Below are 25,637 nucleotides of genomic sequence, written 5' to 3' on the forward strand. Positions count from 1 at the left end.
GACCGGAGGGGCGCGTCCCCGACGGCGTCCCGCCTGCGTACGGTGGGAGCATCTGTTCGTCACCGGGAAGGACTCCACGCGTGGGACTGGCCAACCGCTTCTGGAAGCTCATGGGCTCCACCCAGGGACGCGACACCTCGCGCGCGCAGAGCGCGGTCGAGATGTCGCACGGGTTCGACGAGTGGGCGGCAGGACTGGACGACGACGAGTTCGCGGACGCCGCGCACGGGCTGCAGCTCTTCGGTGATCCGCCCGAGGATCTCGCCCGGTTCCTCGCGTTGGCGAGGGAGGCCGCCACCCGGACCGTCGGTCTGAGGCCGTTCGACGTCCAGCTCCAGGGAGCGTTGCGGATGTTCGCCGGCGATGTCGTCGAGATGGCGACCGGCGAGGGCAAGACACTCTCGGGGGCGGTGGCCGCCGCCGGCTACGCCCTCCAGGGCCACACGGTGCACGTCATCTCGGTCAACGACTATCTCGCCGCCCGGGACGCGCGCTGGATGGGGCCGATCTTCGAAATGCTCGGGCTCTCGGTCGGCCACGTGACGGAGTCCTCGACGCGCGACGAGCGACGTATCGCCTATTCCTGCGATGTCACGTACGGCTCGGTCTCCGAGATCGGGTTCGACGTCCTCCGCGAACAGCTGGTGACCGACCCCGCGGATCTCATCGCCCCGACCACCGACGTGGCCCTGGTGGACGAGGCCGATTCGGTGTTGGTGGACGAGGCGCTCGTGCCGCTGGTCCTGGCCGGCTCGACCTCCGGGGAGGCGCCGACAGGTGAGGTCCTGGCCGCGGTGCGCAAGCTGCGACCGGGTCGGCACTACGAGACCGACGCCGACCGCCGCAACATCTTCCTCACCGACGACGGCGCCGAGGCCATCGAGACCGAGCTCGGCATCCCCGACCTCTACGATGCCGACCACGTCGGTACGACCCTGGTCCAGGTCAACGTCGCGCTCCACGCGTGCTTCCTGCTGCGTAGGGACGTGGACTACATCGTCCGCGACGGACGGGTGCAGCTCGTCAACGCATCCCGCGGACGGGTGGCCGAGCTCCAGCGGTGGCCGGACGGGCTCCAGGCCGCCGTGGAGGCCAAGGAGGGCGTCACGGTGTCCGAGGCGGGGCAGATCCTGGACAGCATCACGGTCCAGGCGTTCATCGGCCGGTACGACAAGGTGTGCGGGATGACCGGCACCGCGCTGGCGGCGGGTGCCCAGTTGCGCGAGTTCTACTCCCTGGGCGTGTCCCGGATCGACCCCAACGCCCCGAACATCCGGTTCGACGAGGCCGACCGCACCTACATCGACACCGACAGCAAGACCCGCGCGCTGGTCGAACACATCGCTGCTGTCCACGCCACCGGTCAGCCGGTCCTGGTGGGCACCCACGACGTGGCCGAGTCCGAGGAACTGGCCGCACGGCTCGCCGAGAAGGGGGTCGAGTGCTCGGTCCTCAACGCCAAGAACGACGAGGAGGAGGCGGCCATCATCGCCGAGGCCGGTGACGTCGGCAACGTCACCGTCTCCACCCAGATGGCCGGGCGCGGGACGGACATCCGCCTCGGCGGTTCCGACGAGGCCCGACGCGACGAGGTCGTGGAACTCGGCGGTCTCCACGTGGTGGGTACCGGACGGCACCGGACCGAGCGGCTCGACAACCAGCTCAGGGGACGGGCGGGGCGTCAGGGCGACCCGGGCAGCTCGGTGTTCTTCGCCGCCATGGACGACCCCGTGGTGACGTCGGCGCTCGAACCCGAGAAGATCCCGACCAGCCACGACAGGATGTCCGGGTTGCTCAAGGGCAATCGCGGGCGCGACGCCGTCGATCACGCCCAGCGGGTGACCGAGGGGCAGATGCTGGAGATCCACGCCAACACCTGGCGCTACAGTCGGCTGCTCGCCGAGCAACGCGACATCCTCGCGGAGCGGCGCTCTGCGCTCCTGCGTACGGACAGGGCCTTCGAGGAACTCACCGCACACGATCCCGCGCGGGGTGACGCGCTGGTGGACGAGCACGGCCGTGAGGCGGTGGTGCAGGGCTGCCGAGAGATCATGCTATGGCATCTCGACCGGGGCTGGGCCCGGCATCTGGAGACGATGAACGACGTCCGGGAGTCGATCCACCTCCGCGCACTGGGACGTGAGAACCCCCTCGACGAGTTCCATCGGATCGCGATCGACCACTTCCGGGACCTCGCCGCCGACGCCGTCCGTGAATCCGAGGCGACCTTCTCCGAGATCGAGTTCACCGACTCCGGGGTGGACCTCGAGGCCAACTCCATGGCGCGTCCCACCTCGACCTGGACCTACATGGTCCACGACAATCCGATGGCCGCCGGTGGGAACGTCTTCTCCGGGATGATGTCGACGTTCCGATGAATGCGGCGCGCGACGGCAGGCGGGAAACCGACCTCCGGGAGTGGCGGACCGGAGAGGGCAAGGTCCTGGGCGCCAGGATCCCGCCTCCCCGCGACGGGCACCTGTCCGCGGCGGTCCCGCCGGGCCTGGGCCCCGAATCGCCGGCCCGCGTACCCGAGGTCAGCGATCGGTTCTGGACGCTGCCCAACGCGATCTCGCTCGCGCGGATCGCGCTGATCCCGGTTCTCATCCTGAGCATCCTGGCGTGGGACGACCCACCCCTGGCCTTGTGGCTGCTCGGGGTGTTGGTCGTCTCGGACTGGCTCGACGGCAAGATCGCGCGTCTGTGGAACATGCGCTCGACCTGGGGCGAGCGACTGGACCCGATCGCGGACCGGATCCTCGTCGCCGCCGTGCCGGTGGCCTTCGCGGTCGCGGGATACATCCCCGTGTGGATCGTGGTGGTCCTGATCGCCAGGGACGTGCTGCTGACGAGCACTCTTCCGGTCTACCGCCGGCGCGGTCTGGTACCCGAGGTCACCTACCTGGGCAAGGCGGCGACCTTCGCCCTGTTCTGGTCACTCCCGCTGTTGCTGGCCGGCCACGCCGGTGTGCCGGGTGGACAGGCCTTCCAGCTCGTGGGGGAGGCGTGCCTGTACTGGGGCGTCGGACTGTACGCGTGGAGTGGGGGCATCTACGTGTGGCAGGCGTGGCGGATCGCGCGGGCGGTTCCCCCACGCGGGGCCCGATCGGCTGATGTGGGGGTGCCCGACGGTGTGTAATGTCGCCAGATGGAATTCTAAAGTGAGCCACTCGAGAAGGGCGCGTCAGTGAGCGATCAGAACATCCCCGACCAGCTCCGGTACACCGATGAGCACGAGTGGGTGGAGCGGGTGTCGGACACCCGGGTGCGCATCGGGATCACCGAGTACGCGCAGTCCAAGCTCGGAGACATCGTGTTCGTTCAGCTCCCCGAGGTCGGAGGGGACACGGAGTCGGGAGAATCCTTCGGCGAGGTCGAGTCGCCCAAGAGCGTGTCCGACCTGTACGCGCCGCTCAGCGGCAAGGTGGTCGAGGTGAACACCGCCCTCGAGACCTCGCCCGAACTGGTCAACTCGGATCCCTACGGTGAGGGGTGGATCGTCGTCCTGGAGATCGCCGACGTGGACGACCTGGAGAGCCAGCTCGAGCAGACACTCGACTCTGACGGGTACGCCAAGATCACGGAGGGCTGAGCGGGTAGTCGCCGCCCCCCGGCCCCGCGGCCGGGGTCCCCGACATAGAATCAACTGCACCGCACGGTGAGCCCCTCGCTGGGCTCGGACGAGGAGATACGAACGTGACCGAGAACAAGAACATGCCCGAGGCGACCGCCGAGACCACCTCCGTGTTCCGTGCAGAGCTCCTCAACGAATCCGACCAGCAGGCGGCGCAGTCCGACTCCGCCGTCACCGGTGTCGAGGGCCTCCCCGAGGGGCAGGCCCTGCTGGTCGTCAAGCGCGGCCCCAATGCCGGGTCGCGATTCCTGCTCGACCAGGCCACCACCTCCGCGGGACGCCACCCGGACAGCGACATCTTCCTCGACGACGTCACGGTGAGCCGGCGGCACGCCGAGTTCCGTAGCGAGGGCGAGACGTTCACGGTCGTCGACGTGGGGTCGCTGAACGGCACCTACGTCAATCGTGAGCCCGTGGATTCGGCGTCGCTGTCCAACGGCGACGAGGTCCAGATCGGCAAGTTCCGCCTCGTCTTCCTGACGGGTACGCCCGGGCAGTGACCGCCGCCGGACAGGGCGCCCCGAAGGAGGAGTACCTCTCCATCGGGGGCGTCATCGCACTTCTGGGTCCGGAGTTCCCGGACCTGACTGTGTCGAAGGTCCGGTTCCTCGAGAACGAGGGGCTGGTCACCCCTGAGCGCACGGCGAGCGGATACCGACGGTTCAGCGTCGAGGACCGCGAGCGCCTGCGATACGTACTGACCGCCCAGCGCGATCGGTACCTGCCGCTCAAGGTGATCCGGCAGGAACTCGACGCACTGGACGCCGGCATCGCCGACGGGTCGACCACCGCGCTGCGACCCCGGTCGGGTGAGGACGGCGTCCCCGGCTCCGCCCCGGACGATTTCCGGAGCGACACCCTGAAGAGGCTCACCCGCGAGAACGTGGTCGAGCAGTCCGGGGTGGACGCCGCACTGGTCGACGCCTTGATCGACGCCGGCCTGATCGCGGCGGGGCCCGGCGGCTTCTTCGACCCGGAAGCGGTCCTGGTGGCGCGGACCGCGCACGATCTGGCCGGGCACGGGGTGGACGTGCGCCACCTCAGGGGTTTCCGCACGGCGGCCGACCGTCAGACCGGGTTGATCACGCAGATCGCCGGCCCGGTGGCCCGTCAGGGTGATGCCGATGCCCGGGATCGGGCTGCGGAACTGGCGCGGGAGATCGCGGCACTGTCGGTGGCGCTCCATTCGACCCTGGTCACCGTCGCCGTGCGGCACGCACTCGAGTCCTGACGGGCGTCGGCGCCCGCCCGCCGTGGAGCGGATCGGGGCTACGCTGAGAGACGTGGGAGAGGCGGAGGACATGGGAAAGAACATGCGGGAGGTCGACATCGTCGGCGTCCGTTTCGAGGAGCCGGAGTACGCACCCGTACTGATCCTGCACGAGAAGGACGGTGGTCGGTACGTGCCGATCTGGATCGGAGCGGCCGAAGCCGCAGCGATCAGCCTCCAACAGCAGGGGGTGCAGCCGAGCAGGCCGCTGACGCACGACCTGGTGGCCACGCTGCTGGACACCTTCTCGCATCCGCTGGAGCAGGTCGAGATCGTGGGAGTGTCCGACGGGACGTTCTTCGCGGAACTGGTGTTCGGCGAGACCCGGGTGTCCGCGCGCCCGTCCGACGCGGTGGCGGTCGCACTGCGGACCTCCTCGCCGGTACTCGTCAGTCGGGAGGTCCTCGACGAGGTGGGGATCTCACTCGTGGAGCAGGGCGAGGAAGAGGTCGAGGCTTTCCGTGAGTTCCTCGACCAGGTGAACCCGGACGATTTCCTCGGCGGGCCGGAAGCGCCGAAGGAGCCGGGCGGGTCACCCTCCTGAAGCCTGTGACCTGCAAGTTTGGTGGTCCCAATGGTCACTTCACTACCAGAGCGCAGGTCAGGGCAGACTCTAAACTTCAACTTGAGGTTGAGGTTTACCGCGTGTCCTATTGATCGAGGCCCCCGGCGGGCATAGCGTTGCCCTCAGTGAACTACACCGATGGTGTTCACGCGTCCAGGATCCGGGCTTCGCAGCCCGGTACCGTGCCGCCACGTTCGTGGCGACACCCGCAGCTTGAGGGAGCAATCGTGGCCGACCACACCCGGGTCTCGGAGCCGTCCGTCGCCGATACGAACACGGAGAGTCTCTTCAGGGCCCCAGTCGACGGCACCCAGGCGTCGTTCGACGAGGTGCAGCCCGGACTGTTCCCCGATGACGGGATCCCGGACGGCACGAGCGGGTACCGCGTTCCGATCGCGTGCCAGATCGCCGGGATCACCTATCGCCAACTCGACTACTGGGCGCGCACCGATCTGGTCGTCCCCTCGATCCGCAATGCGGCCGGGTCGGGTAGTCAGCGCCTCTACTCGTTCAAGGACATCCTCGTCCTGAAGATCGTCAAGCAGTTGCTCGACACCGGCATCTCACTGCAGAACATCCGCAAGGCCGTGGACCAGATCCGTTCACGTGGTGTGGAGGATCTGGCGACCATCACCCTGTTCTCCGACGGCCGCACCGTGTTCGAGTGCACCTCCAAGGAGGAGGTGTTCGACCTGCTGCAGGGCGGGCAGGGTGTCTTCGGGATCGGGATCGGGGGAGCGATGCGTGAGCTCGCCGGCTCGATCGCCGAGTTCCCCGCCGAGACGGTGTCGGAGGAGGACATCCTGACGCCGGTGGAGGACGAACTGGCGGCCCGTCGGCGCGCACGCGCCTCACGCCGCACGGGCTGATCGGCTCGGGTGGTCTAGACTCGGCCGTGCGTTCACGCGACTCACGGGAGAGCTCCGCGGCCTACGGGCCGTGGGCGCCGAAGGAGCAACTCCTCTCCGAGAATCTCTCAGGCACCCGGACCGTGTAGTCGCCTAACGCCTCTGGAGAGCGGTGGAACAGACCACCCGCCCACGGGGAAAGCCGGGCTCGCCTCGCGAGTCCGGTGAATCTCTCAGGCGCCGGCACCCGTCCGGCAGGGGACAGAGCGGAGAGGGTAGCACCGGCCCGCAGGCCGCCTGTCCGGGCGGCCCCGCCACCTGAGGAGCACCTGTGACGACGACCCCCGACATCTCCCGGACCGGAGGCGAGTTCGTCGCCCGCCACCTGGGTCCCGACGCCCACGGCCTGGAACGCATCCTGGACACCATCGGGGTGAGCTCACTGGACGAGCTCGCCGAGCGGGCCGTCCCGTCGGTCATCCTCGACGAGGTGGGCGCGGACGGGCGTGCTGAGGGGATCGACGCGCTACCGGAGCCGCTGTCGGAGGCGGACACCATCGCCGCGCTCCGTGAACTCGCGAACCGCAACACCGTCGCCGTGTCGATGATCGGCCAGGGGTACTACGACACGCTCACCCCGCCGGTGCTCATCCGCAACATCATCGAGAGTCCGGCGTGGTACACGGGCTACACCCCCTACCAGCCGGAGATCAGCCAGGGCCGTCTCGAGGCGCTCCTGAACTTCCAGACGATGGTCTCCGACCTGACCGGTATGGACATGGCGAACGCCTCCATGCTGGACGAGGGCACGGCCGCGGCCGAGGCCATGACGATGCTGCGACGGGCCAACCGCTCATCCAAGAGCCCCCGCTTCGCCGTCGACGTCGACATCTTCCCCCAGACCGCGGCGATCCTCGCCACCCGCGCCGAGCCCCTGGGCATCGAGATCGTCACCGCGAACCTGGTGGACGACGGCCTGCCCGAGGGAGAGTTCTTCGGGGCGCTCGTGCAGACCCCCGGCGCGTCCGGTCGTGTCGCCGACGTGTCCCGGCTCATCGAGCAGTGCCACGAGCGGGGCGCCATGGTCGCCGCGGGTGTCGACCTGCTGGCGTCGACGGTCCTGACTCCCGCGGGGGAGAAGGGTGCGGACGCGTGTTTCGGCACCACCCAGCGCTTCGGGGTGCCGATGGGCTTCGGCGGGCCGCACGCCGGTTTCCTCGCGTGCCGCAGCGCACACGCCCGCAACCTTCCGGGGCGCCTGGTCGGGGTGTCGACCGACGCCGACGGACGGGTCGCCTACCGGCTCGCCCTCCAGACCCGTGAGCAGCACATCCGCCGGGAGAAGGCGACGTCCAACATCTGCACCGCCCAGGTCCTCCTGGCGGTTCTGGCCGCGATGTACGCCTCCTACCACGGTGCCGAGGGCCTCACGGCCATCGCCCGCCGGGCGCACGCCCACGCTGATGCGTTGGCGGAGGGGCTGCGCGCCGCCGGGATCGACGTCGTCCACGACGAGTTCTTCGACACGGTCCTCACACGCGTCCCGGGACGCGCCGACGAGGTGCTGGCGGCCGCCGCCGCCCGCGGCGTGAATCTGTGGAAGGTCGACGACGACACGGTGTCCGTCTCCTGCGACGAGGCCACCACCGCGGAGCACATCGGGATCGTGCTCGAGGCGTTCGGTGCCGGATCGGCCGCCGAGATCTCGGCGGACCCGGGCTACGGTGACCGGACGAGCGCGTTCCTCCAGCACGAGGCGTTCGTGCGGTACCGCACCGAGACCGCGATGCTGCGCTACCTGCGCGCGCTCTCGGACAAGGACATGGCTCTGGACCGGACCATGATCCCCCTGGGGTCCTGCACCATGAAGCTCAACGCGACCGCCGAGATGGAGCCGATCACGTGGCCGGAGTTCAACCGGCTCCACCCCTTCGCCCCGGCGGACCAGAACGCCGGCATCCGCGAACTCGTCGCGGACGTCGAGCAGTGGCTCGTCGACATCACCGGGTACGCAGCGGTCAGCCTGCAGCCCAACGCCGGGAGCCAGGGCGAGTACGCCGGGCTCCTCGCGATCCGGGCCTACCACCGCTCGCGCGGGGACGAGGACCGGACCGTCTGTCTCATCCCGTCCTCCGCCCACGGCACCAACGCCGCGTCGGCGGTCATGGCCGGAATGAAGGTGGTCGTCGTGGCATGCCGTGAGAACGGCGACGTCGACATCGACGACCTGCGCGCGAAGGTCGACAAGTACGCCGCCCAGCTGTCGGCGATCATGATCACCTACCCGTCTACGCACGGGGTGTACGAGCACGACATCGAGGACATCTGCGCCATCGTCCACGATGCCGGTGGTCAGGTGTACATCGACGGTGCCAACCTCAACGCGCTCGTCGGGGTGGCGCGGCCGGGGCGGTTCGGGGGCGACGTGAGCCACCTCAACCTCCACAAGACCTTCTGCATTCCGCACGGCGGCGGCGGGCCCGGAGTCGGCCCCGTCGCGGTGGCCGAGCACCTGCGCGACTTCCTGCCCGGGCACCCGCACGAGGACGGTCTGGGCTCGGGTGGCGTGGTCTCGTCGGCCGCGTTCGGGTCCGCGTCGATCCTCCCGATCACCTGGGCGTACGTCCGGATGATGGGAGCCGACGGCCTGCGCAGGGCCACGCTCACCGCCATCGCCAGTGCGAACTACCTGGCCCGGCGTATCGGGGAGCACTTCCCGGTGCTGTACTCCGGTGAGGGCGGGTGGGTCGCTCACGAATGCATCCTCGACCTGCGGCCGCTCATCGACTCGGTCGGCATCTCGATCGACGATGTGGCCAAGCGGCTCGCCGACTACGGGTTCCACGCGCCCACCATGAGCTTCCCGGTGCCCAACACCCTCATGGTGGAGCCGACCGAGAGCGAGGACCTGGCCGAGCTGGACGCGTTCTGCGACGCGATGGCCGCCATCCGCGCCGAGATCGACCGGGTCGCCGCCGGGGAGTGGACCGTGGACGACAACCCGCTCAGGGGCGCGCCCCACACGGCCGAGAGCGTGTCCGCCGACGAGTGGACGAACGCCTACCCCCGCAGTGTCGCCGGGTACCCGCTCGGCTCGGGCTGGCGCCCGAAGGTGTGGCCGGCCGTCCGTCGGATCGACGGAGCCTACGGCGACCGGAACCTGGTCTGCTCCTGCCCGCCGCTGGACGCGTTCGCACAGGACTGAACCGGCGCCGGGGTCCGGCGTTGTCGTACCCGCATGACACCGTGCGGTGCATGACGACGACCGGACCCCACCCGATCCCCGCTCTCCCCGCGGCCTGCCGCGAGTGGTGTCGCGCCCAGCCTCCCGCGCTGGTGGTAGCCGACGAGTACGTCGAGATCGATCTGGACCTGTGGAACCTCCGTCTCGCGGAGAAGCGCGTCGACCTCCGTCTGGTCGCCGGGGGCCCGGACGGCGGACGCGTCGAGGTCGGGTCCGGCTACCTCCGTAGGAGCGACCTGTGGGCGGCGGGTCGCCGCGCGCGGGGGAGCCTGGAGGAGTCGGTCGTCGCGCTCTACATGTGCGCCGCGTGGCTCTCGGGTCACCCGACGCGATCGGGGATGCGGCGCGGGCTCCCGGATTTCCGCATCGCCGAGCGCGACCTGCATGCTCGGATCTCGGTCTCCTCCCACGGGTATCCCCTCGTCCTGCACGAGGTGGTGGACTGGCTCGACGCACCCGCGGAGGCCATGAACCTCCTGCGCCACGGCGCCCCTGCGGGCCGAGCAGGTCGCGGCGTACCGGACCTGGGGTACCCCCTGGCGTCGCTCTACCTGTCCTCGCTGGGCATGGCGTGGTCGGCGCCGGGGATCGTGCCGGTGGATCCGGCCGGGATCGGAACCCTGATCCACGCCGGCTGGACCGAGGTCGACTCGGCCTCGCGCCTGACCCCGCGCCGATACCAGCGGTACCTGGATGTGGTCGCGGCATGGGCGCACGAGGCGGGCGTGGACCCGCTGGTGGTCGAGATGTGGCTCGTCACGGACTGGCATGACCGGCGGGCGGCTGCCCACCACCCGGGAGCGTCTGCCCGGGCTCCTCGGGGAACCGGCCCGCGCTGACCACGTGGCGCGCTAGTGTCCGCCCCATGGAACCCCGGAGAACGACCGTGGATGTCTCGGCCGGGACGCTCGACGTCCTCGTATGGGAGTCGGAAGACCGAGGGCCCGATGCCGATCCGGACAGGACGGTTCTGGCCCTGCACGGGTTTCCCGAGTCGGCCTGGGAATGGGGGAGCGTCGCCGAGGTCCTGGTGGGTCAAGGAGTCCGGGTGGTGGCCCCGATGCAGCGCGGGTACTCGTCCGGGGCGCGTCCGGATGATGTCCGAAGCTACGCCATCGAGCACCTGTCGGCCGATGCTCTCGCCGTGGTGGACAGTCTCCGGCTCGACCGGGTCCATGTGCTGGGGCATGACTGGGGGGCGTCCGTGGCCTGGTGGGTGGCCGCCCACCACCCCGACAGGGTCGCCAGCCTCACGGCGGTCTCCATCCCGCACCTCGCGGCGTTCTCCGACGCGATCTACACGGATCCCGATCAGCAGGCTCGATCGGCCTACTTCGGACTGTTCCGTCAGGAGGGCAAGGCCGAGGACGTACTCCTCGAGGACGATGCCCGTCGACTGCGCGGCATGTTCGCCGGGCAGGTTCCGTCCGACCTGGTCGACAGGCACCTCGAGGTGCTCGGGGAGCGCTCCGCCCTGACCGCGGCTCTCCACTGGTACCGCGCGATGCGGCGCTACGACCTCCCCGACGTCGCCGTGCCCACCACATTCCTGTGGGGCGGGCAGGATCCGGCGGTCGCCCGCAGCGGGGCCGAGGCCACGGCGGCGAGGGTGACGGCTGACTACCGCTTCGTCCCACTCGACGACCTGGGCCACTGGCTACCGGAACAGGCCCCCGCGGTGGTGGCCCGCGAGGTCCTGACCCGGATCGGATAGCCGTCGAGCAGTGCCTCAGCCCTGCCGCAACTCCCGCTTGAGGAGTTTGCCGGACTGGTTGCGGGGCAGCTCGTCGACGAACACCACCCGCTTGGGGATCTTGAACGGCGCGAGATGCTCGCGAGTACCCGCGATGATCTCGTCCTCGGTCACGTGGGCCCCCTCCTTGAGGACGACGACCGCCGTCACCGCCTCGATCCACTTGGGATCCGGGGTGCCGATCACCGCGACCTCGGCGACCCGCTCGTCTCGGTACACCGCGTCCTCCACCTCGCGGGAGGCCACGAGGACGCCCCCGGTGTTGATGACGTCCTTGATGCGGTCGACCACCTCGACGAATCCCTCGGGGTCCCGGACCACGAGATCCCCGGAGTGGAACCAACCGTCACGGAACGCCTCCCGGGTGGCCTCGGGCTTGTTCCAGTACCCCCGGCACAGCTGCGGGGAGCGGTAGACGACCTCACCCTGCTCGCCGGCGGCGACCTCGGCGCCGGTCTCGTCCACGACGCGGGCCTCGACGAAGAAGACGGGGCGCCCGGCGCTCGCCGGGCGGGCATCGTGCTCCTCGGGCCGCAGGACACACGCGAGCGGCCCGATCTCGGACTGCCCGAAGCAGTTGTAGAAACCGAGATCGGGGTACTTCTCGCGCAGCCTCTGCAGGACGGTGACCGGCATGATCGAGGCGCCGTACTGGGCCTTGCGCAGGCTCGACAGGTCGCGGGTGTCCAGGTCGGGGTGGGACGCGAGTGGGACCCATACCGTCGGGGCGAGGAAGAGCGACCCGATCCGGTCCTGTTCGACCCGACGGAGGATCTCGGGGATGTCCGGGGCGGCCATGAGGTGCACGGTCGCGCCCAGCGAGAGGTAGGGCATCGCGAACACGTGCATGGCGGCGGAATGGTAGAGCGGCATGGTCACGAGCGGCGCGTCGTCGGCGGTGAGATCGAGCGCGAGGATGCAGCTGACGTACTCGTGCGCGAGGGCCGAATGCGTCATCATGGCGCCCTTGGGTCGGGAGGTCGTGCCCGAGGTGTACAGCAGCTGGGCCAGGTCGCTGCCCGACGCGGGCGAGTCGACGGGCGCGACGTCGCCCCGGTCGAGCGCCGCGCCCAGCAGGGTCCCGTCGGCGGGGTCACCGGCGGCGGGTTGCAGCGCGAGGGTCTGCAGCGACGGCAGGGTCCGGGCCACGGCGTCGAGGGTCCGCGCCTGCGCAGGGTCGACCAGGACGAGTGACGCCCCGGAATCGCTGAGCAGATACTCGAGTTCCCCACCGGTCAACGCGTAGTTCACGGGAACGTGGGTGTACCCCGCACGGGAGGTCGCCATGAAGCCGATGAGGTAGGCGTCCGAGTTGACGCCGTAGGCGGCGATCCGTGCGCCGTCGGCCAGTCCGCGGTCGGCGAGCAGCGTGGCGACGCGGTCGACGGCGGCGTCGAGTTCGGCGTAGGTCCACCGCCGGTCGGCGAAGGTCAGGGCGACCCGGTCGGGGAACCGGGATGCGGAGCGTCGCAGTACGGCGTCGACGGTCCCGGCGGTGGCGGATGAGAGGGAGTGCGGAGGGGGCGTGGTCATGGTCCGACTCTATAGCGGCCGGTGGCGCCGGCCTGCGGGTGGCCGGTCCCGGTCAGTCGTTCGACCGGAGCAGGTCCAGCACGGCCGGGGGGATGTCGCCGGTGGCCTCGCGCGGGGTCCAGGGCTCGCTCGGGACCCATTGCGATCCACATCCGCGGCAGGCGAACAGTGGCTCGCCGCGGCGTTCGACCGGGGTCTCGTTCCAGTTGCACAGGTCGCGGCAGGAACGTACGCGAAGTGGCGCCAGATCCGGGTCGGCACGGCGGCGCGCGAGTGAGCGCAGGGAAGCGAAACCAGTCATGTCACCAGCGAGGATAGTCCTGTCGCGGTGGTCGGGGGTAGCGGCGCGGTGGCCGATGGTCGGGCAGTGCGGTGTCGGTAACCTGATCGGATCGCCGGGGGACGGAGTCGACAGATGAGTGCATGTCCGTGCGGCAGCGGGGACGGATTCGGAACGTGCTGCGGCCCGCTCGTGGAGGACGGGGTGCCCGCGCGGACCGCTGAGGAGCTGATGCGGTCGCGGTACACGGCGTTCGTGCTGGGCCGCACCGACCATCTCTGGCGCACCTGGCATCCGCGGACCAGGCCACAGACGGTCGAGGCATCGGGGGTGGAGTGGACCGGACTCACCGTCGTCGACGTGGTCGCCGGGGGTGAGGACGACGACGACGGGGTGGTCGGGTTCGAGGCCCGGTACACGAGCGCCGAGGGGCCGAACGTGATGCGGGAGCGGTCGCTGTTCGAGCGCAGGGGCGGGCGCTGGACCTACCTGACGGGATCGGACCCCGCGGGCGAGTCGGATCCCGCCGGCGGCGGCGAGCCGAGTGGCCCGGGCCGGGGTGGACAGAGCCGGGGTGGACAGGGCCGAGGTGGGCAGGGCCAAAGCGTCTAGGACCGGGTCGGGTCGTCCGGCTGACGGGTCACGATGAACGAACCGATCGTGCCCGGGGTGGTGAGGTCGATCCGGCCGATCCGGACACCGCGCGGCACCGTCCAGGCCACCATTCCCCGGATCTCCTCCCCGGGTGTCGACAACACCGACGGGACCAACGGGTCGTCGACGGTACCGGCGGGGTTCTCGATCCGCTCGAAGGGCCGCCCCGAGGGATCGAACGCGGAGAAGTCTGCGGGTCCCAACTGGGGCTGGCCGGAGGACTGCACGGCGCGGACGTCCACCACCAGCACCGCGTCCGAGTAGGCGGAGGACGGCACGATCCGGAGGTTCGACACGGTGACGGTGGCGTCCCACAGGTCGCCGGAGACGGGGAACGGACGGTCGAACTGCTGGGAGGAGGGCAGGGGTCCGGTGGGTTCGGCGGTGGGAACGGGGACACCGCGGTCGTCGTCGCCCAGAAGCGACGGAGAGCAGGCACTGGTCAACACGGTCGCGGCCGTGACCACGGCGGCGAGGGCGGCGCGACGCATAAGGCGCTCCTGTGGCGGGATCGTGCACCGGGCCCGTCCCGGCAGTGCCTGATCCTACGTCTCGTCCTAGTCGGAGTCGTCGGAGGCTCGCAGGTCCCGCCAGTGTTTTCCAGCGACCCGGCGGGCCAGGTCCGGGTAGACGTCGTCGAGTTCCGCGGAGATCTCGGCCAACTGGATCTTGAAGTTGACCGGGACGAAGACCCGGTCGACGAACTCCGATTCGGCGGTGATCGACTTGCCGTCGAACACGTACCGGCACCACAGGGAGTCGCGATTGAGGATCGCGACCTCGGTCTCCGCGGCGGCCACGTCCTCCACCGCCGACAGCAGCGGGCTCCGGAACACGATGAGCGGCAGTGACCGGTGGGCACGGACGAAGAGCAGGACACAGCCGGCGGGGACGGTGAACACGTCGTGCTCGTCGGGCCGGAACCGTCGTCGGTAGACCTCGGTGAGGGCCGCTCCCACCGCGCGGGTCGCCTGGTCCGGGTCGGTGATCGGCTGCGGACGGAAGTCGTCCTCGTCGACCAGCGGCCCCCCGGGGCCGGTGATGCCCCCTCCCGAACCCCCGGGCTCCACCGGTCCGGTGTCGCCGACGTCGTCCTCGTCGGTGTCGGTGTCGGCGTCGGTCACATCGTGCAGGAACACCGGGTGCCGTATCCCGAACACCTGCTCCAGGGTTCCCGCAACCAGGTGGGACAGCTCGCGGGCCCGGTCGGTCGGCAGGGAGACACGGGGGCCGGAGGGCGGATCGGATGACGTCTCGGTGTCAGTCGCCTGCCATCCGAGTGCGGCCAGCTGCGCCAACTGCGCGGGGCGCAACGGGGTGGGGACGTCCTCGGTGCCGCCTCCGGAGACCTCCGCGACGACCCGTCCACCGTCACCGGCGGTGAACCGGATGTACGGCGTGTGGGCCGAGGGCGCGCCGAGGACGGGTACCGCCAGATCGAAGGTGGCGCCGGGGACCAGGTCACGCAGGAGGTCGGCCAGGTGGGACGCGAACCGATCCCACCCGGCCGCGATCGACGCGTCCAGGTCGAACTCGAATGCCGGCATGCATGGCAGTCAACCACCGAGCCGCCATCTCCGTCAGCGGTTCGCCGGTGTCCGGCCCGCGGGCGTGGGCCTCCCGGGGCCGGCGGTTCAGTTCCCGGCCGGCGGGTGTCCTGCCTGATAGTCGGCCCAGTACTCGTCGGAGCCGTCGAACCCGACCCTGATGCCGCCGCTGTGCTCGATGATCTCGGGCTGGATCGGCTCGATCGTCCGCTCCGCGGCCAGAGCGGAGGCGACGTCGGCGAACTCGGCGAGGTGACGCAGCTGGGTCCACGTGGGCGGCAGCAGCATCGAGTGACCCCTGCGGAAGTCCTCGAGCAGGTCGACCGGGCGGGCCCACATGGTCAGGTCGACCTCGGTGGTCTGGTCGTCCGGCTCCTGGCCGGCAGGCAGGGCCGCGAGGAAGAACCGGGTGTCGTAGCGGCGCTTCTCGATCACAGGGGTGATCCAGTGGTCGAACGGGCGGAGTCGACCGGCGGCCAGCGAGAGGTCCTCCCGCTCCAGGAAGCCACTGAACGACAGCTCATGGGCCTCGAGCTCGGCCCGGGCGGAGTGATACTTCCCGGCATCGGAGACCGCGGATCCGTCGAGGTGATCCGCGAGCAGGACACCGCACTCCTCGAATGTCTCGCGGGCGGCGGCACAGACCAATCGGCGGGCCCGCGGTTCGTCACATCCGAGTCGTTCGGCCCACCACGTGGGGGCGGGACCGGTCCACGCGAGGTCCGGGTCGTCGTCGGCGGCGTCGACCCCTCCGCCGGGGAACACGGTCATCCCGCCGGCGAACGCCATGCCCTTGACGCGGCGGGCGGCGAACACCTCCGGGCCGTCGGCGGAGTCGCGGATCACCATCACGGTGGAGGCGTCCTTGATCGGGAGGGCGGTGGTCTGGTCAACCTCGGTCATGGTGCCAGTCTCGCGCGACGGGGTGGCGGGCCCGGCACCGGGGTGGGTACGTCAGACGGAACCGCGCGCGGCCGGGGGCAGGACACCGTAGAGCACGTGGCGGACCTGCCCCATGAGTTCCTCGCGGCTGTTGTCGGCGGAGGTCCGCTCGACCCCGCACCGCACGATCGTCATGTAGAGCACGTCGAACACGGTCTGGGCGGGACCGGCGAGGCTGTCCTGGGTCGCGGAGGAGGCCGAATGGCCGGCGAGGACGGCCGCGATGAGGTCGCGCAGCTCCTCGAGGATGCGTTGCGCTTCCGCGCGGTGCGGACCGGGCTCCCCGAAAAGCGTCTCGCGGTGATAGGCCGCGATATTCTCCGGCTGCCTGTCGAGCGCCACCAGGAGGGGCTCGCACAGCGTCACGAGATCATCGACCGGATCGCCGGTGTCGGGGACGGTCTCCACCATCGCGCGGAACTCCTCGTTGGCGACCATGCACAACAGTTCGCCCTTGGACTGCGCATATCGGAACAGCGTCCCCGTCCCGACCTCGGCACGGTCGGCGACCTCCTGGGTGGTGACCGAGGAGTACCCGCGTCGGGAGAACAGGTCCCGGGCGGCCGCATGGATGCGACGCTGCTTGTCGGCCTTGTTCAGCTCTCGCCGGCCGGGTTCGCGGGTGGGGGTCACGAGAACCACTCGGTCGGCGGCCCCGCCAGCAGCAGGAGGGAGAACACGATCGCCACCACCACGAGCGTCACCAGCAGCGCCACGGCGGGGGAGCGGAGAGCGAAGGCCAGGACCCGCTCGGGGAGGGTCCGCGGGGTGTCACCGTCCGGACCGACGCGCCACGGCCCGTCGAGCAACCCGCGGCGTTCCACCGACCGTTCGAACGGGACGGTCGCATAGGGGATCACGGCCGACGCCAGACCGAGGACCCCGGTTCCGGCGCCCCACCGCTTGTCGGTCCACACCGCGACGGTGGCGACGGCGTAGCAGAGGAACACGAACCCGTGGACGCTGCCGCCGACCATGGTGGCCCAGTCGAACCCGAGAGCGTACTTGCCGATCATGCCGAGGATCAGGAGCGTCCAGGTGACCACCTCCGCCAACGCGAGCCTCTTGTACAGGATGCGGGGGGTCACAGCTGTCCTCCATCGGTCGGGTCCGGGTCCGTCGGACATCGTACGGACCCGGGCCCCGAGAGCCGGTTCCAGGGCGTGGGCGGGTTCACCCGTGGAGGGCGAGGGAGGCGAAACGCACCTCGCCCGCCTCGTCACAGGCGGCCAGGTCCACCACGCCCTCGATGGCCCAGCCGTGGTCGCCCTCCGGGTCGTCGAGCACCTGACGGACCCGCCATGTGCCGGTCTCGACACCGGGGCCCGATTCCGTGATGGTGAACAGGGCCGGCCCACGGGCGGCCGGACCGGTGCCGATGGCGTCGTACTCGTCCCAGTAGGCGTCGATCTCCGAGTCCCAGTCGGGATGCTCCGGCACGTCGGTGTCCAGTTCCGCGAGCCGCTCGATGTCGTCGCGGGAGAGCAGTTCGACGCGTCGGAACATCGCGTTTCGCACCATCACCCGGAACGCCCGCCTGTTGGCGGTGACGGGCCGGGTGGACCCCGCGGATTCGCCGAACGCCAGCTCGGCCACCTGGGCGGAGGAGACATCCGGGTCGGTGAGCAGCTCCCACTCGTCGAGCAGGCTCGAGTCCACCTGCCGGACCAGTTCACCGAGCCACTCCACGAGGTCCTCGAACTCCTCCGATCGCCGGTCGGCGGGCACCGTCTGGCGCAGTGCGCGGTAGGCGTCGGTGAGGTATCGCAGTACCGAGCCCTCGGAGCGGCCGAGCCCGTAGGCCGAGACGAGGTCCGAGAACGTCATGCCACGTTCGATCATCTCGCGGATGACCGACTTCGGTGACGGCTCGATCCCGGCGACCCACGGGTGTCCCGTGCGGTAGGCGTCATAGGCATCGGCGATGAGGTCACCGAGCGGCTTGGGCCAGGAGATGTCCTCGACCATCTCCATGCGCTCGGAGTACTCGACCCCATCGGCCTTGAGCGCCCCGATCGCCTCGCCGCGGGCCTGACGCTGCTGGGCGTACAGGACCGGCCGGGGATCGTCGAGAACGGATTCGATCACCGAGACCAGATCCAGCTCGGGGGTCGGGGATTCCGGGTCGAGCACCTCCATCGCGGCGATCGCGAACGGTGCCAGCGGTTGGTTCAGGGCGAAGTCCCGCTGGAGATCGACCGTCAGTCGGACGTGTCGCCCGTCGTCGTCGGGTTCGGCTACCCGTTCCACGATCCCGGCGGCCTCCAGCCCTCGGAACAACTCGATCGCGCGCAGCACGTGTTGGCGGATGCGCGCGCGGGTCTCGTGAGAGGACAGCAGCAGGTGTCGCATGTGCTCGTAGCAACTGCCGGGACGGGAGATGATGTTGAGCAACATCGAGTTGCTCACCTCGAAGCGGCTGGTGAGCTGCTCGGGCTGGGCGCCGACGAGTTTGTCGAAGGTGGACCGGGACCAGTTGACGAACCCCTCGGGGGGCTTCTTCTTGCCGGCCTTGGCCTTCTTCTTGGGGTTGGCGGCGGCCTTCGCCGCGGCCTTGGCGTTCTCGATCTCGTGCTCGGGGGCGAGCACCACCACGAATCCCTCGGTGTCGAAGCCCGCTCGACCCGCACGCCCCGCGATCTGGTGGAACTCGCGGGCCTTGAGGACACGCTGCCGGCGGCCGTCGAACTTGGTCAGGCCGGTGAACAGCACGGTACGGATGGGCACGTTGATCCCCACCCCGAGCGTGTCCGTGCCGCAGATGACCGTGAGCAGTCCGTCCTGCGCCAACCGCTCCACCAGTCGCCGGTACTTGGGGAGCATCCCCGCGTGGTGGACGCCGATCCCGTGGAGCAGGAGTTTGCGGAGGGTGCGCCCGAAGGCGGTGCTGAACCGGAAACCGCCGATCTCCTCGGAGACGGCGGCCTTGCGTTCTCTGGTCGCCACCGAGAGCGAGGTCAGTGCTTGTGCCTGCTCGAGCGCGGCGGCCTGGGTGAAGTGGACGATGTAGACGGGAGCCTTGCCGTCGCGGATCAGCAGTTCGACGGTCTCGTGGACACCACTGAGCTCGTACTCGAACGAGAGCGGGACGGGACGTTCGGTTCCGCCGATGTGCACGCATTCCCGGCCCGTGCGGCGCCGTAGATCGTCGCGCAACCAGTCGACGTCGCCGAGGGTCGCGGACATGAGCAGGAACTGCGTGTCGGGCAGCTCGATGAGCGGCACCTGCCAGGCCCAGCCCCGGTCCGGTTCGGAGTAGTAGTGGAACTCGTCCATCACCACCTGCCCGATGCTGGCGGCCGAGCCCTCGCGCAGCGCGATGTTGGCGACGATCTCGGCCGTGGCGCACACGATGGGAGCGTCGGCGTTCACCGCGGCGTCGCCGGTGACCATGCCCACGTTCTCGGCGCCGAACACCTCGCACAGGGCGAAGAACTTCTCGCTGACGAGGGCCTTGATGGGGGCGGTGTAGTAGCTGCGGACGCCGCGCGCCATGGCGGAGAAGTGGGCACCCAGAGCGACGAGGGATTTACCCGATCCGGTGGGGGTGGCCAGGATGACATGGCTGCCGGCGGCGATCTCGAGGACGGCCTCCTCCTGCGCCGGGTACGGCGTCAGTCCCCGGTCCGCGGCCCACGCCACGAATGCGTCGAACACCGCCTCGTCGTGAAGATCGGCGGGTACGTCGTCGAGGTCGGCCAGGAGATGGGGCAGATGCACCGGTCCGAGCCTAGTCGTCCGTGTCGGTCAGCCGTTCATCTCCGGCCCGCGGCCCGACCCGTCGTCCTCGGCCTGCTGGGCCAGGAACCGTTCGAACTCCGCACCGATCTCGTCGCCGGAGGGCAGCGGCTTGCCGCCCGGGTTGAGGGAGTCGGACCCCAGGCGCGTCTCCATGAACTCGTCGTACTGCTTCTCCATGAGCTCGACCGCGGTGAGCACCTCAGGACTGTTCTGGATCTGTGCGTTGACCTGCGCGGTGAACTCGTCTGCGGCCTTCTCCAGCCCGGCTGTGGGCAACTCGAGGTCCGCGAGCCGCGAGACGTTGTCGACCAGATTGAGCACCGCAGCGGGGTACGCGGTCTGCGACAGGTACTGGGGGACGTGCACGGTGAAACCGGCGGACGGGATCCCGTGCTCGGCCATCCGCAGTTCGAGCAGGGACGTCACGTTGCCGGGGACGGAGAACTCACCGGGCCAGGCGGTGAACCCCTGGATGAGATCCACGTCGCTCGCGTGCGCGCTCGAGTTGGTGGGTCGGGTGTGCGGCACGCCCAGCGGCATGGCCCCGAGCCCGATGGACATGCGGACGCCGAAGGTGGCGGCCAGGTCGATGACGGAGTTGGTGAACCCGTCCCACTTCAGGTCGGGCTCGAGGCCCGAGAGGAGGAGGAAGGACGTGCCGTCGGTGGACTTGACGGCGTGCAGCTGGATCGTCGGTTGGTCGTACTCGGAGAAGCGGTCGAACGAGTACTTCAGGTGGGGGCGGCGTGACCGGTAGTCCACCAGTTCGTCCACGTCGAACTCGACGATCAGCTGCGAGTCGAGGGTGTCGCGGAGGTGTTCGGAGAAGCCCTGGATCGCCTGACCGGCGTCCGAGAACCCCTCGAGGCCGTGCACGAGGACCGGTCCGCGACCGTCCTCCGAACGCAGGTCGGGAACGGGTTCGATCATTCGGTACAGATCGCTGTGCCTGGCCATGTCGACTCCTCTCGTCACCACACCCCGTCCGTCGGGAGTACGGGGTCGCCCGGTCGTCCGTCCGGGACGGGGGTTCACAACTGTGACAACGACGGTTCAGCCGGGTTGATTCCCCGGCGGGGGGCACGCCCCGTTTCCCACAGGCCCGCGCGCCTCCACAGCGGGCCCGGGTGTGGACGTCCGCAGGCTCCCGGCGCCCGTCGGCATACCCGATGGTGGGACCGGTGCACGGCACCTGCGGACCTGGCCCCGGCGCGGGGCTCCAGGGCGCGCGAGAAAAGAGACGGATGGCGACGATGACGGCTGGCGAGTTGATCGATGATGACGGGGCGAGCGGACGCGGGACGGTGGTGATCTCCTCGCCCGAGGAGCTGATCGCCTCGCTACCGGCGATGCTCGGCTTCCCCCCGGGCCCGGGCTCGGTGGTGGTGCTCTGCGGGGAGACTGCCGACGGCGGCCAGGGGCCGGTGGTGCGGATGGACGTCGACGGGCTGCCGGGTGCCGGTCGGGGTGATCCGGACGACGCCGAACTGGTCGACGGTGACGACGGCGCCGAACTGATCGATGGTGACGACGGCGATCTCGCCGGGGCCCCCGACCCGGTCCCGGGTGACCCGGCCGGGGGGCGTTCCCGTCCGTCGATCGACCCGGGACCCGCGCGCGGGCTGGCGCAGTTCTGCGCCAGGGAGGGGATCGCCTCGGTGCATCTGGTGGTGGTGCACGAGGACTGCGCGGACGACCACCTCGCGGGTCTGCGGGCGGAGGACGTGGCGGCGGCGTTCGAGTACTGGCTGGGTGTCGTCGGCACCGAGGTCGCAGCGGCGTACGGAGTCGGCGAGTTCGTCGAGGGCGCGCCGTGGGTCGACCTGTTCGGGATGGTGCGCGGCGTCCAGCTGGACCCCGACTCGACCCAGATAGCGGCGGTCCACGCGTACGGCGGGCGGGTCCGGGCGGACTCGCGGGACGAGATCGACCGGATGTACCTCGCGCGCGACCCGGACGCGTGCGATCTGGATCCCCACGAACCGGGGCCGCCCCGGAAGTACGGGGACCGTGCGGTGGCCGAGGCGGTGGAACGCCACGACGACGCCGCGCGCCGGTGGGAGATGGGGGAGGAGGTCGACGACGACGAACTCGCCGGGATCGGGCGGGACCTGCTGGTGATCGCGGTTCGTGACGAGATCTACCGACGGGTGGCCGTGCGGGGCCTGGGCGACGTCGACGGTCGGAGGCTGCTGTGGTGGGCGGTCGCGCGCCGGAGGCCCGGTCGCGAACGCTCGGTGGCCCTCCTGTTGCTCGGAGCCGCGGCCTACTTCGCGGGCAGCGGGGTGCACGCCTGGTCGGCGCTGTCCGCAGCCCTGGACGCGGACCGGGGCAACTCCCTCGCCCGCCTCCTGATCGACAGTCTGCACGCCGGGCTGTCCCCGGAGCGGCTCAGGCGGGTGGCCGCGGCGGCCTGAACCGCACCCGGGTCAGTGCGGTGCCGAGTGGGCGCGGTCGCCGAGTGCCCCGGTGTACGCCCAGGCGTCCTCCACCACAGTGCGCAGGTCCGTGCGGGTGGGGTGCCACCCGAGCTCGGCGATCGCTCGCGCGCTGGAGGCCACGAGCACCGCCGGGTCGCCGGCCCGGCGCGGGGCGACGACCTCCGGGATGGGGTGACCGGTGACCTCCCGGCACACGTCGATGACCTCGCGGACGGAGAATCCCTCACCGCTACCCAGGTTGAGCACACGGTGAGTGCCGGGCGAGTTCGTCTCGAGGGCGAGCAGGTGGGCGTCGGCCAGATCGGCGACGTGGATGTAGTCGCGGATGCAGGTGCCGTCGCGGGTGGGCCAGTCGTCACCGAAGACCTTGATGTCGGTGCGATGACCGAGGGCCACCTGGAGGACCAGGGGGATGAGATGGGTCTCCACCACCCGGTTCTCGCCGGCGCCGTGGTACGCCCCGGCGACGTTGAAGTAGCGCAGGCTGGTCGCGGCGAGTCCGTGCGCGGTCGCATACGAGGTGATCGCGTGGTCTATCGCGAGTTTGGTGGCCCCGTAGGTGTTGGTCGGCCGCGTGGGCATGTCCTCGGTGATGGGCACCCGCTCGGGCTCGCCGTAGGTCGCCGCGGTGGAGGAGAAGACCAGGTTGTGCACCCCGGCCGCCCGCATCGCGTCGAGCAGCGCCAGGGAGGTGACGACGTTGCCCTGCCAGTACTCCTCGGGCTTGTCGACCGACTCACCGACGATGGAGCGAGCCGCGAAGTGCAGGACGCCGTCGAAGGAGGAGTCGAGGACCTCCGGCGCACGGGCCGCCACGTCCCCCTCGATGAAGGTCGCGCCCTCCGGGATCCCGTCCCGGTTGCCCGTGGACAGGTCGTCGAGCACCACGACCTCGTGCCCACGCTCGATCAGGACGGTGGCGCAGACCCCGCCGACATAACCGGCCCCGCCGGTGACGAGGAGCTTCACGAGATGATCTCGACCTGGATCGCGTGGGCGTGATCGCCGTCGAGTTCGACCGTGCGGCCGCCGCCGGAGTCGAGCTCGACGAGATGCCCGCGGCGGGTGGCGGTGACGGTCTTGAGCGGTTCGACGCCGGCGGCCCGGAACTCGGAGATCAGCTCGGTGTCGATCTGCACGTTCTCGCCGATCGCCCGGATGCGGACCCGGTGGGGGATATCGCTCTCCAGTGCCGAGAGCCTGATCTGGTTGGGATCGTCGAGCGCCGAGGCGGGGTACCCGATCCGCTCCAGCCCGGGGATCGGGTTGCCGTAGGGGGAGGTGCGGGGATCATCGAGCACCTCGATGAGGCGCCGTTCGACGTCGTCGCTCATCACGTGTTCCCAGCGGCACGCCTCGGCGTGGACCTTCTCCAGCTCCAGCCCGATCACGTCGACCAGGAGGCGCTCCGCGAGACGGTGCTTCCGCATGACGTCCACCGCGAGGTCCCGGCCCGTGGCCGTGAGCTGGAGATGCCTGTCAGGGGCCACGAGGACCAGCCCGTCGCGCTCCATGCGGGCGACGGTCTGGCTCACGGTCGGTCCGCTCTGCTCGAGGCGCTCCGCGATCCTCGCCCGCAGCGGGATCACGCCTTCCTCTTCCAGCTCGTAAATGGTGCGGAGGTACATCTCGGTGGTGTCCACCAGGTCCTTCACGCTGCAGTCCTCCACGGTCGGGTCGTCGATCGGTGTCCGTCTCCCGGCAGGCGGGGGCGCCGTCCGGGTTCTGACACCGAGACTACCGTCGGGCCACCGACCGGGGTGGAGAGCGGACGATCAGGGGCCGGAGCGGTGCGGCACGCGTAGATTCGTGGGTGACGTGCCCCACTGATCGCTCGGGGTGCTCGGGCCGGGAACGCCCCGGCCCCACGGGAGGGCGGTGGTCATGGCCGGAATCGGGGACGGCGTCGCGGCGAAGGTCGTGTGGAGTCCGTCATTGCTCGAATACCGGCACTCCGCCGACCACCCGATGAGTCCGCGGCGGTTGGACCTGACCATGTCCCTGGCCACCGAGCTCGGCGTTCTCCAGGGTGTCGAGATGGTGGACCCCGGGACCGCGAGTGACGACGAGCTGCTCCGGGTCCACACCTCCCGCTACATCGACGCCGTCAAAGCCGCCGGGGACCTGCCGCCCGGCGAGCACGCCGGGATGAGCCACGGGCTCGGTACCGCTGACAACCCGACCTTCCCGGCGATGCACGAGGCGAGTGCCGCGGTGGCCGGGGGCACCCTCGCGGCCGCCCGCGCCATCGCCAGTGGTGCCGCCACGCGGGCGGTCTCCGTGGCCGGCGGGATGCACCACGCCATGCCCGCCGCGGCGGCGGGGTTCTGCGTCTACAACGACGCGGCGGTGGCGATCAGCTGGCTGCTCGACAACGGCTACGACCGGATCGCCTACGTGGACATCGACGTCCATCACGGGGACGGTGTACAGACCGCGTTCTACGAGGACCCGCGGGTGCTGACGGTCTCGCTGCACCAACACCCCGCCACGCTGTGGCCGTCCACCGGCTGGGCATCGGAGACGGGGGTCGGCCGCGCCGAGGGCACGGCCGTCAACCTGGCGTTCCTGCCCGCTGTCACCGACAACCTCTGGCTGCGGGGGTTCCACGCCGTGGTCCCGGGTGTGCTGCGGGCCTTCGAACCGCAGATCATCGTCATGCAGGCCGGGTGCGACTCGCATCGCGAGGACCCGCTCGCGGACCTGTCGTTGACCGTCGACGGGCACCGGCGGTCCTATCTGGAGGTCGTGGCGCTGGCCGACGAGCTCTGTGAGGGCCGCCTCATCGCCATCGGTGGGGGCGGTTACGAGTTGGTCCGGGTGGTCCCGCGGTCGTGGACACACCTCATCGCAGCCGTGCTCGGGGTCCCGGTGGATCCGGCGACCGAGGTCCCGGAGGCGTGGCGGTCCGTGGCCGGCCGGTTCACCGTCCCCGACCGGGTACCCCAGGTGATGGGTGACGGCGAGGACCCGACATACACCGCGTGGGAGCCGTCGGGATCGGACCGCGGGGTGGAGATGGACCGCTCCCTCGCCCGGCTCGACCAGTCGATCCTCGACACCCGCCGATCGGTCTACCCCCTGCTGGGACTTGATCCGGACGACCCCCGGGACTGATCCCCGCGGCGCTGCCCCCGCGACGCCGCCCACCCCGTCACCCCCCGACCCACCAGCTCCTGGAGGAC

The 25,637-nt window shown here is 70.2% G+C and carries 24 protein-coding genes and 1 riboswitch; of the genes, 13 read left to right on the top strand and 11 right to left on the bottom strand.

Features of this window, described 5'->3' with window-relative positions; genetic code table 11:
• Positions 1–80: 80 nt before the first annotated feature.
• The 10 genes from secA2 (at position 81) to L8M95_RS00560 (ending at position 11,275) form a co-directional block, all read left to right on the top strand.
• Positions 81–2,378, top strand: coding sequence for an accessory Sec system translocase SecA2 (gene secA2 / locus L8M95_RS00515; protein WP_312027432.1), 2,298 nt, complete (start codon positions 81–83; stop codon positions 2,376–2,378).
• Positions 2,375–3,139, top strand: a complete 765-nt coding sequence (locus L8M95_RS00520; RefSeq protein WP_260487410.1) for a CDP-alcohol phosphatidyltransferase family protein — start codon at positions 2,375–2,377, stop codon at positions 3,137–3,139. Before secA2 ends, L8M95_RS00520 begins: the two co-directional genes overlap by 4 nt.
• A 48-nt stretch (positions 3,140–3,187) precedes the next feature.
• Positions 3,188–3,592 carry a glycine cleavage system protein GcvH gene (gene gcvH / locus L8M95_RS00525; protein WP_260487411.1) on the top strand — a complete coding sequence of 135 codons (405 nt, stop codon included), beginning with the start codon at positions 3,188–3,190 and terminating at the stop codon, positions 3,590–3,592.
• A gap of 122 nt (positions 3,593–3,714) precedes the next feature.
• A complete protein-coding gene (locus L8M95_RS00530) occupies positions 3,715–4,134 on the top strand; it encodes an FHA domain-containing protein (protein ID WP_259820362.1) in 420 nt (139 codons plus the stop codon).
• The gene (locus L8M95_RS00535; protein WP_260487412.1) at positions 4,131–4,865 is read left to right on the top strand and encodes a MerR family transcriptional regulator; all 735 of its coding nucleotides are present in this window, start codon (positions 4,131–4,133) and stop codon (positions 4,863–4,865) included. The genes L8M95_RS00530 and L8M95_RS00535 overlap by 4 nt, the downstream gene beginning before the upstream one ends.
• 82 nt (positions 4,866–4,947) lie before the next feature.
• Complete coding sequence (locus L8M95_RS00540; RefSeq protein ID WP_259820363.1) at positions 4,948–5,448, top strand: bifunctional nuclease family protein; 501 nt, start codon at positions 4,948–4,950, stop codon at positions 5,446–5,448.
• 350 nt (positions 5,449–5,798) lie between these two features.
• Positions 5,799–6,338 carry a MerR family transcriptional regulator gene (locus L8M95_RS00545; protein WP_235027748.1) on the top strand — a complete coding sequence of 180 codons (540 nt, stop codon included), beginning with the start codon at positions 5,799–5,801 and terminating at the stop codon, positions 6,336–6,338.
• Between the two features lie 34 nt (positions 6,339–6,372).
• A riboswitch (glycine riboswitch) is annotated at positions 6,373–6,471 on the top strand.
• 177 nt (positions 6,472–6,648) lie between these two features.
• Complete coding sequence (gcvP, locus tag L8M95_RS00550) at positions 6,649–9,522, top strand: aminomethyl-transferring glycine dehydrogenase (RefSeq protein WP_260487414.1); 2,874 nt, start codon at positions 6,649–6,651, stop codon at positions 9,520–9,522.
• A gap of 50 nt (positions 9,523–9,572) precedes the next feature.
• The gene (locus L8M95_RS00555) at positions 9,573–10,400 is read left to right on the top strand and encodes a hypothetical protein (protein WP_260487415.1); all 828 of its coding nucleotides are present in this window, start codon (positions 9,573–9,575) and stop codon (positions 10,398–10,400) included.
• Between the two features lie 26 nt (positions 10,401–10,426).
• Complete coding sequence (locus tag L8M95_RS00560) at positions 10,427–11,275, top strand: alpha/beta fold hydrolase (protein WP_260487416.1); 849 nt, start codon at positions 10,427–10,429, stop codon at positions 11,273–11,275.
• Between the two features lie 15 nt (positions 11,276–11,290).
• Here L8M95_RS00560 and L8M95_RS00565 read toward each other — a convergent pair whose 3' ends face one another.
• Together L8M95_RS00565 and L8M95_RS00570 are read right to left on the bottom strand one after the other, a co-directional pair.
• Positions 11,291–12,847: a fatty acyl-CoA synthetase gene (locus L8M95_RS00565; protein WP_260487417.1), complete on the bottom strand. Its 1,557-nt coding sequence runs from the start codon at positions 12,845–12,847 to the stop codon at positions 11,291–11,293.
• Positions 12,848–12,899: 52 nt separating this feature from the next.
• Positions 12,900–13,148, bottom strand: coding sequence for a hypothetical protein (locus tag L8M95_RS00570; RefSeq protein WP_260487418.1), 249 nt, complete (start codon positions 13,146–13,148; stop codon positions 12,900–12,902).
• Between the two features lie 114 nt (positions 13,149–13,262).
• Here L8M95_RS00570 and L8M95_RS00575 point away from each other — a divergent pair, with 114 nt between their 5' ends.
• Positions 13,263–13,739 (top strand): YchJ family metal-binding protein, encoded by a 477-nt coding sequence (locus L8M95_RS00575; RefSeq protein ID WP_312027433.1) that lies wholly within the window; start codon positions 13,263–13,265, stop codon positions 13,737–13,739.
• On the opposite strand, the gene L8M95_RS00580 is transcribed toward L8M95_RS00575, so the two are convergent.
• From L8M95_RS00580 to L8M95_RS00610, 7 genes are all read right to left on the bottom strand, one after another.
• On the bottom strand, positions 13,736–14,272 hold the full coding sequence (locus tag L8M95_RS00580) for a hypothetical protein (protein ID WP_260487419.1): 537 nt from the start codon (positions 14,270–14,272) through the stop codon (positions 13,736–13,738). The genes L8M95_RS00575 and L8M95_RS00580 overlap by 4 nt on opposite strands.
• Positions 14,273–14,338: 66 nt before the next feature.
• Positions 14,339–15,328 carry a TY-Chap domain-containing protein gene (locus L8M95_RS00585; RefSeq protein WP_260487420.1) on the bottom strand — a complete coding sequence of 330 codons (990 nt, stop codon included), beginning with the start codon at positions 15,326–15,328 and terminating at the stop codon, positions 14,339–14,341.
• 87 nt (positions 15,329–15,415) lie between these two features.
• Complete coding sequence (locus tag L8M95_RS00590; RefSeq protein WP_260487421.1) at positions 15,416–16,231, bottom strand: NUDIX hydrolase; 816 nt, start codon at positions 16,229–16,231, stop codon at positions 15,416–15,418.
• Between the two features lie 51 nt (positions 16,232–16,282).
• The gene (locus L8M95_RS00595; RefSeq protein WP_260487422.1) at positions 16,283–16,903 is read right to left on the bottom strand and encodes a TetR/AcrR family transcriptional regulator; all 621 of its coding nucleotides are present in this window, start codon (positions 16,901–16,903) and stop codon (positions 16,283–16,285) included.
• The gene (locus tag L8M95_RS00600; protein ID WP_260487423.1) at positions 16,900–17,358 is read right to left on the bottom strand and encodes a DUF3817 domain-containing protein; all 459 of its coding nucleotides are present in this window, start codon (positions 17,356–17,358) and stop codon (positions 16,900–16,902) included. Before L8M95_RS00600 ends, L8M95_RS00595 begins: the two co-directional genes overlap by 4 nt.
• An 85-nt stretch (positions 17,359–17,443) precedes the next feature.
• On the bottom strand, positions 17,444–19,990 hold the full coding sequence (locus L8M95_RS00605; RefSeq protein WP_260487424.1) for an RNA helicase: 2,547 nt from the start codon (positions 19,988–19,990) through the stop codon (positions 17,444–17,446).
• Between the two features lie 27 nt (positions 19,991–20,017).
• The gene (locus tag L8M95_RS00610; RefSeq protein ID WP_260487425.1) at positions 20,018–20,968 is read right to left on the bottom strand and encodes a proteasome assembly chaperone family protein; all 951 of its coding nucleotides are present in this window, start codon (positions 20,966–20,968) and stop codon (positions 20,018–20,020) included.
• A 287-nt stretch (positions 20,969–21,255) separates the two neighbouring features.
• Between L8M95_RS00610 and L8M95_RS00615 the strand changes: the two genes are divergently transcribed.
• Entirely contained in the window at positions 21,256–22,428 is a 1,173-nt protein-coding gene (locus L8M95_RS00615; protein ID WP_260487426.1) for a DUF4192 domain-containing protein, read from the top strand.
• 12 nt (positions 22,429–22,440) lie between these two features.
• Here the strand turns inward: L8M95_RS00615 and galE are convergent, their stop codons facing one another.
• Together galE and L8M95_RS00625 are read right to left on the bottom strand one after the other, a co-directional pair.
• Entirely contained in the window at positions 22,441–23,421 is a 981-nt protein-coding gene (gene galE / locus L8M95_RS00620; RefSeq protein ID WP_260487427.1) for a UDP-glucose 4-epimerase GalE, read from the bottom strand.
• Entirely contained in the window at positions 23,418–24,107 is a 690-nt protein-coding gene (locus L8M95_RS00625; protein WP_260487428.1) for a metal-dependent transcriptional regulator, read from the bottom strand. The genes galE and L8M95_RS00625 overlap by 4 nt, the downstream gene beginning before the upstream one ends.
• A 229-nt stretch (positions 24,108–24,336) precedes the next feature.
• Between L8M95_RS00625 and L8M95_RS00630 the strand changes: the two genes are divergently transcribed.
• Entirely contained in the window at positions 24,337–25,569 is a 1,233-nt protein-coding gene (locus L8M95_RS00630) for an acetoin utilization protein AcuC (RefSeq protein WP_260487429.1), read from the top strand.
• The last annotated feature ends 68 nt before the right edge of the window (positions 25,570–25,637 follow it).

Source organism: Dietzia sp. B32 (assembly GCF_024732245.1).
GTDB lineage: Bacteria > Actinomycetota > Actinomycetes > Mycobacteriales > Mycobacteriaceae > Dietzia.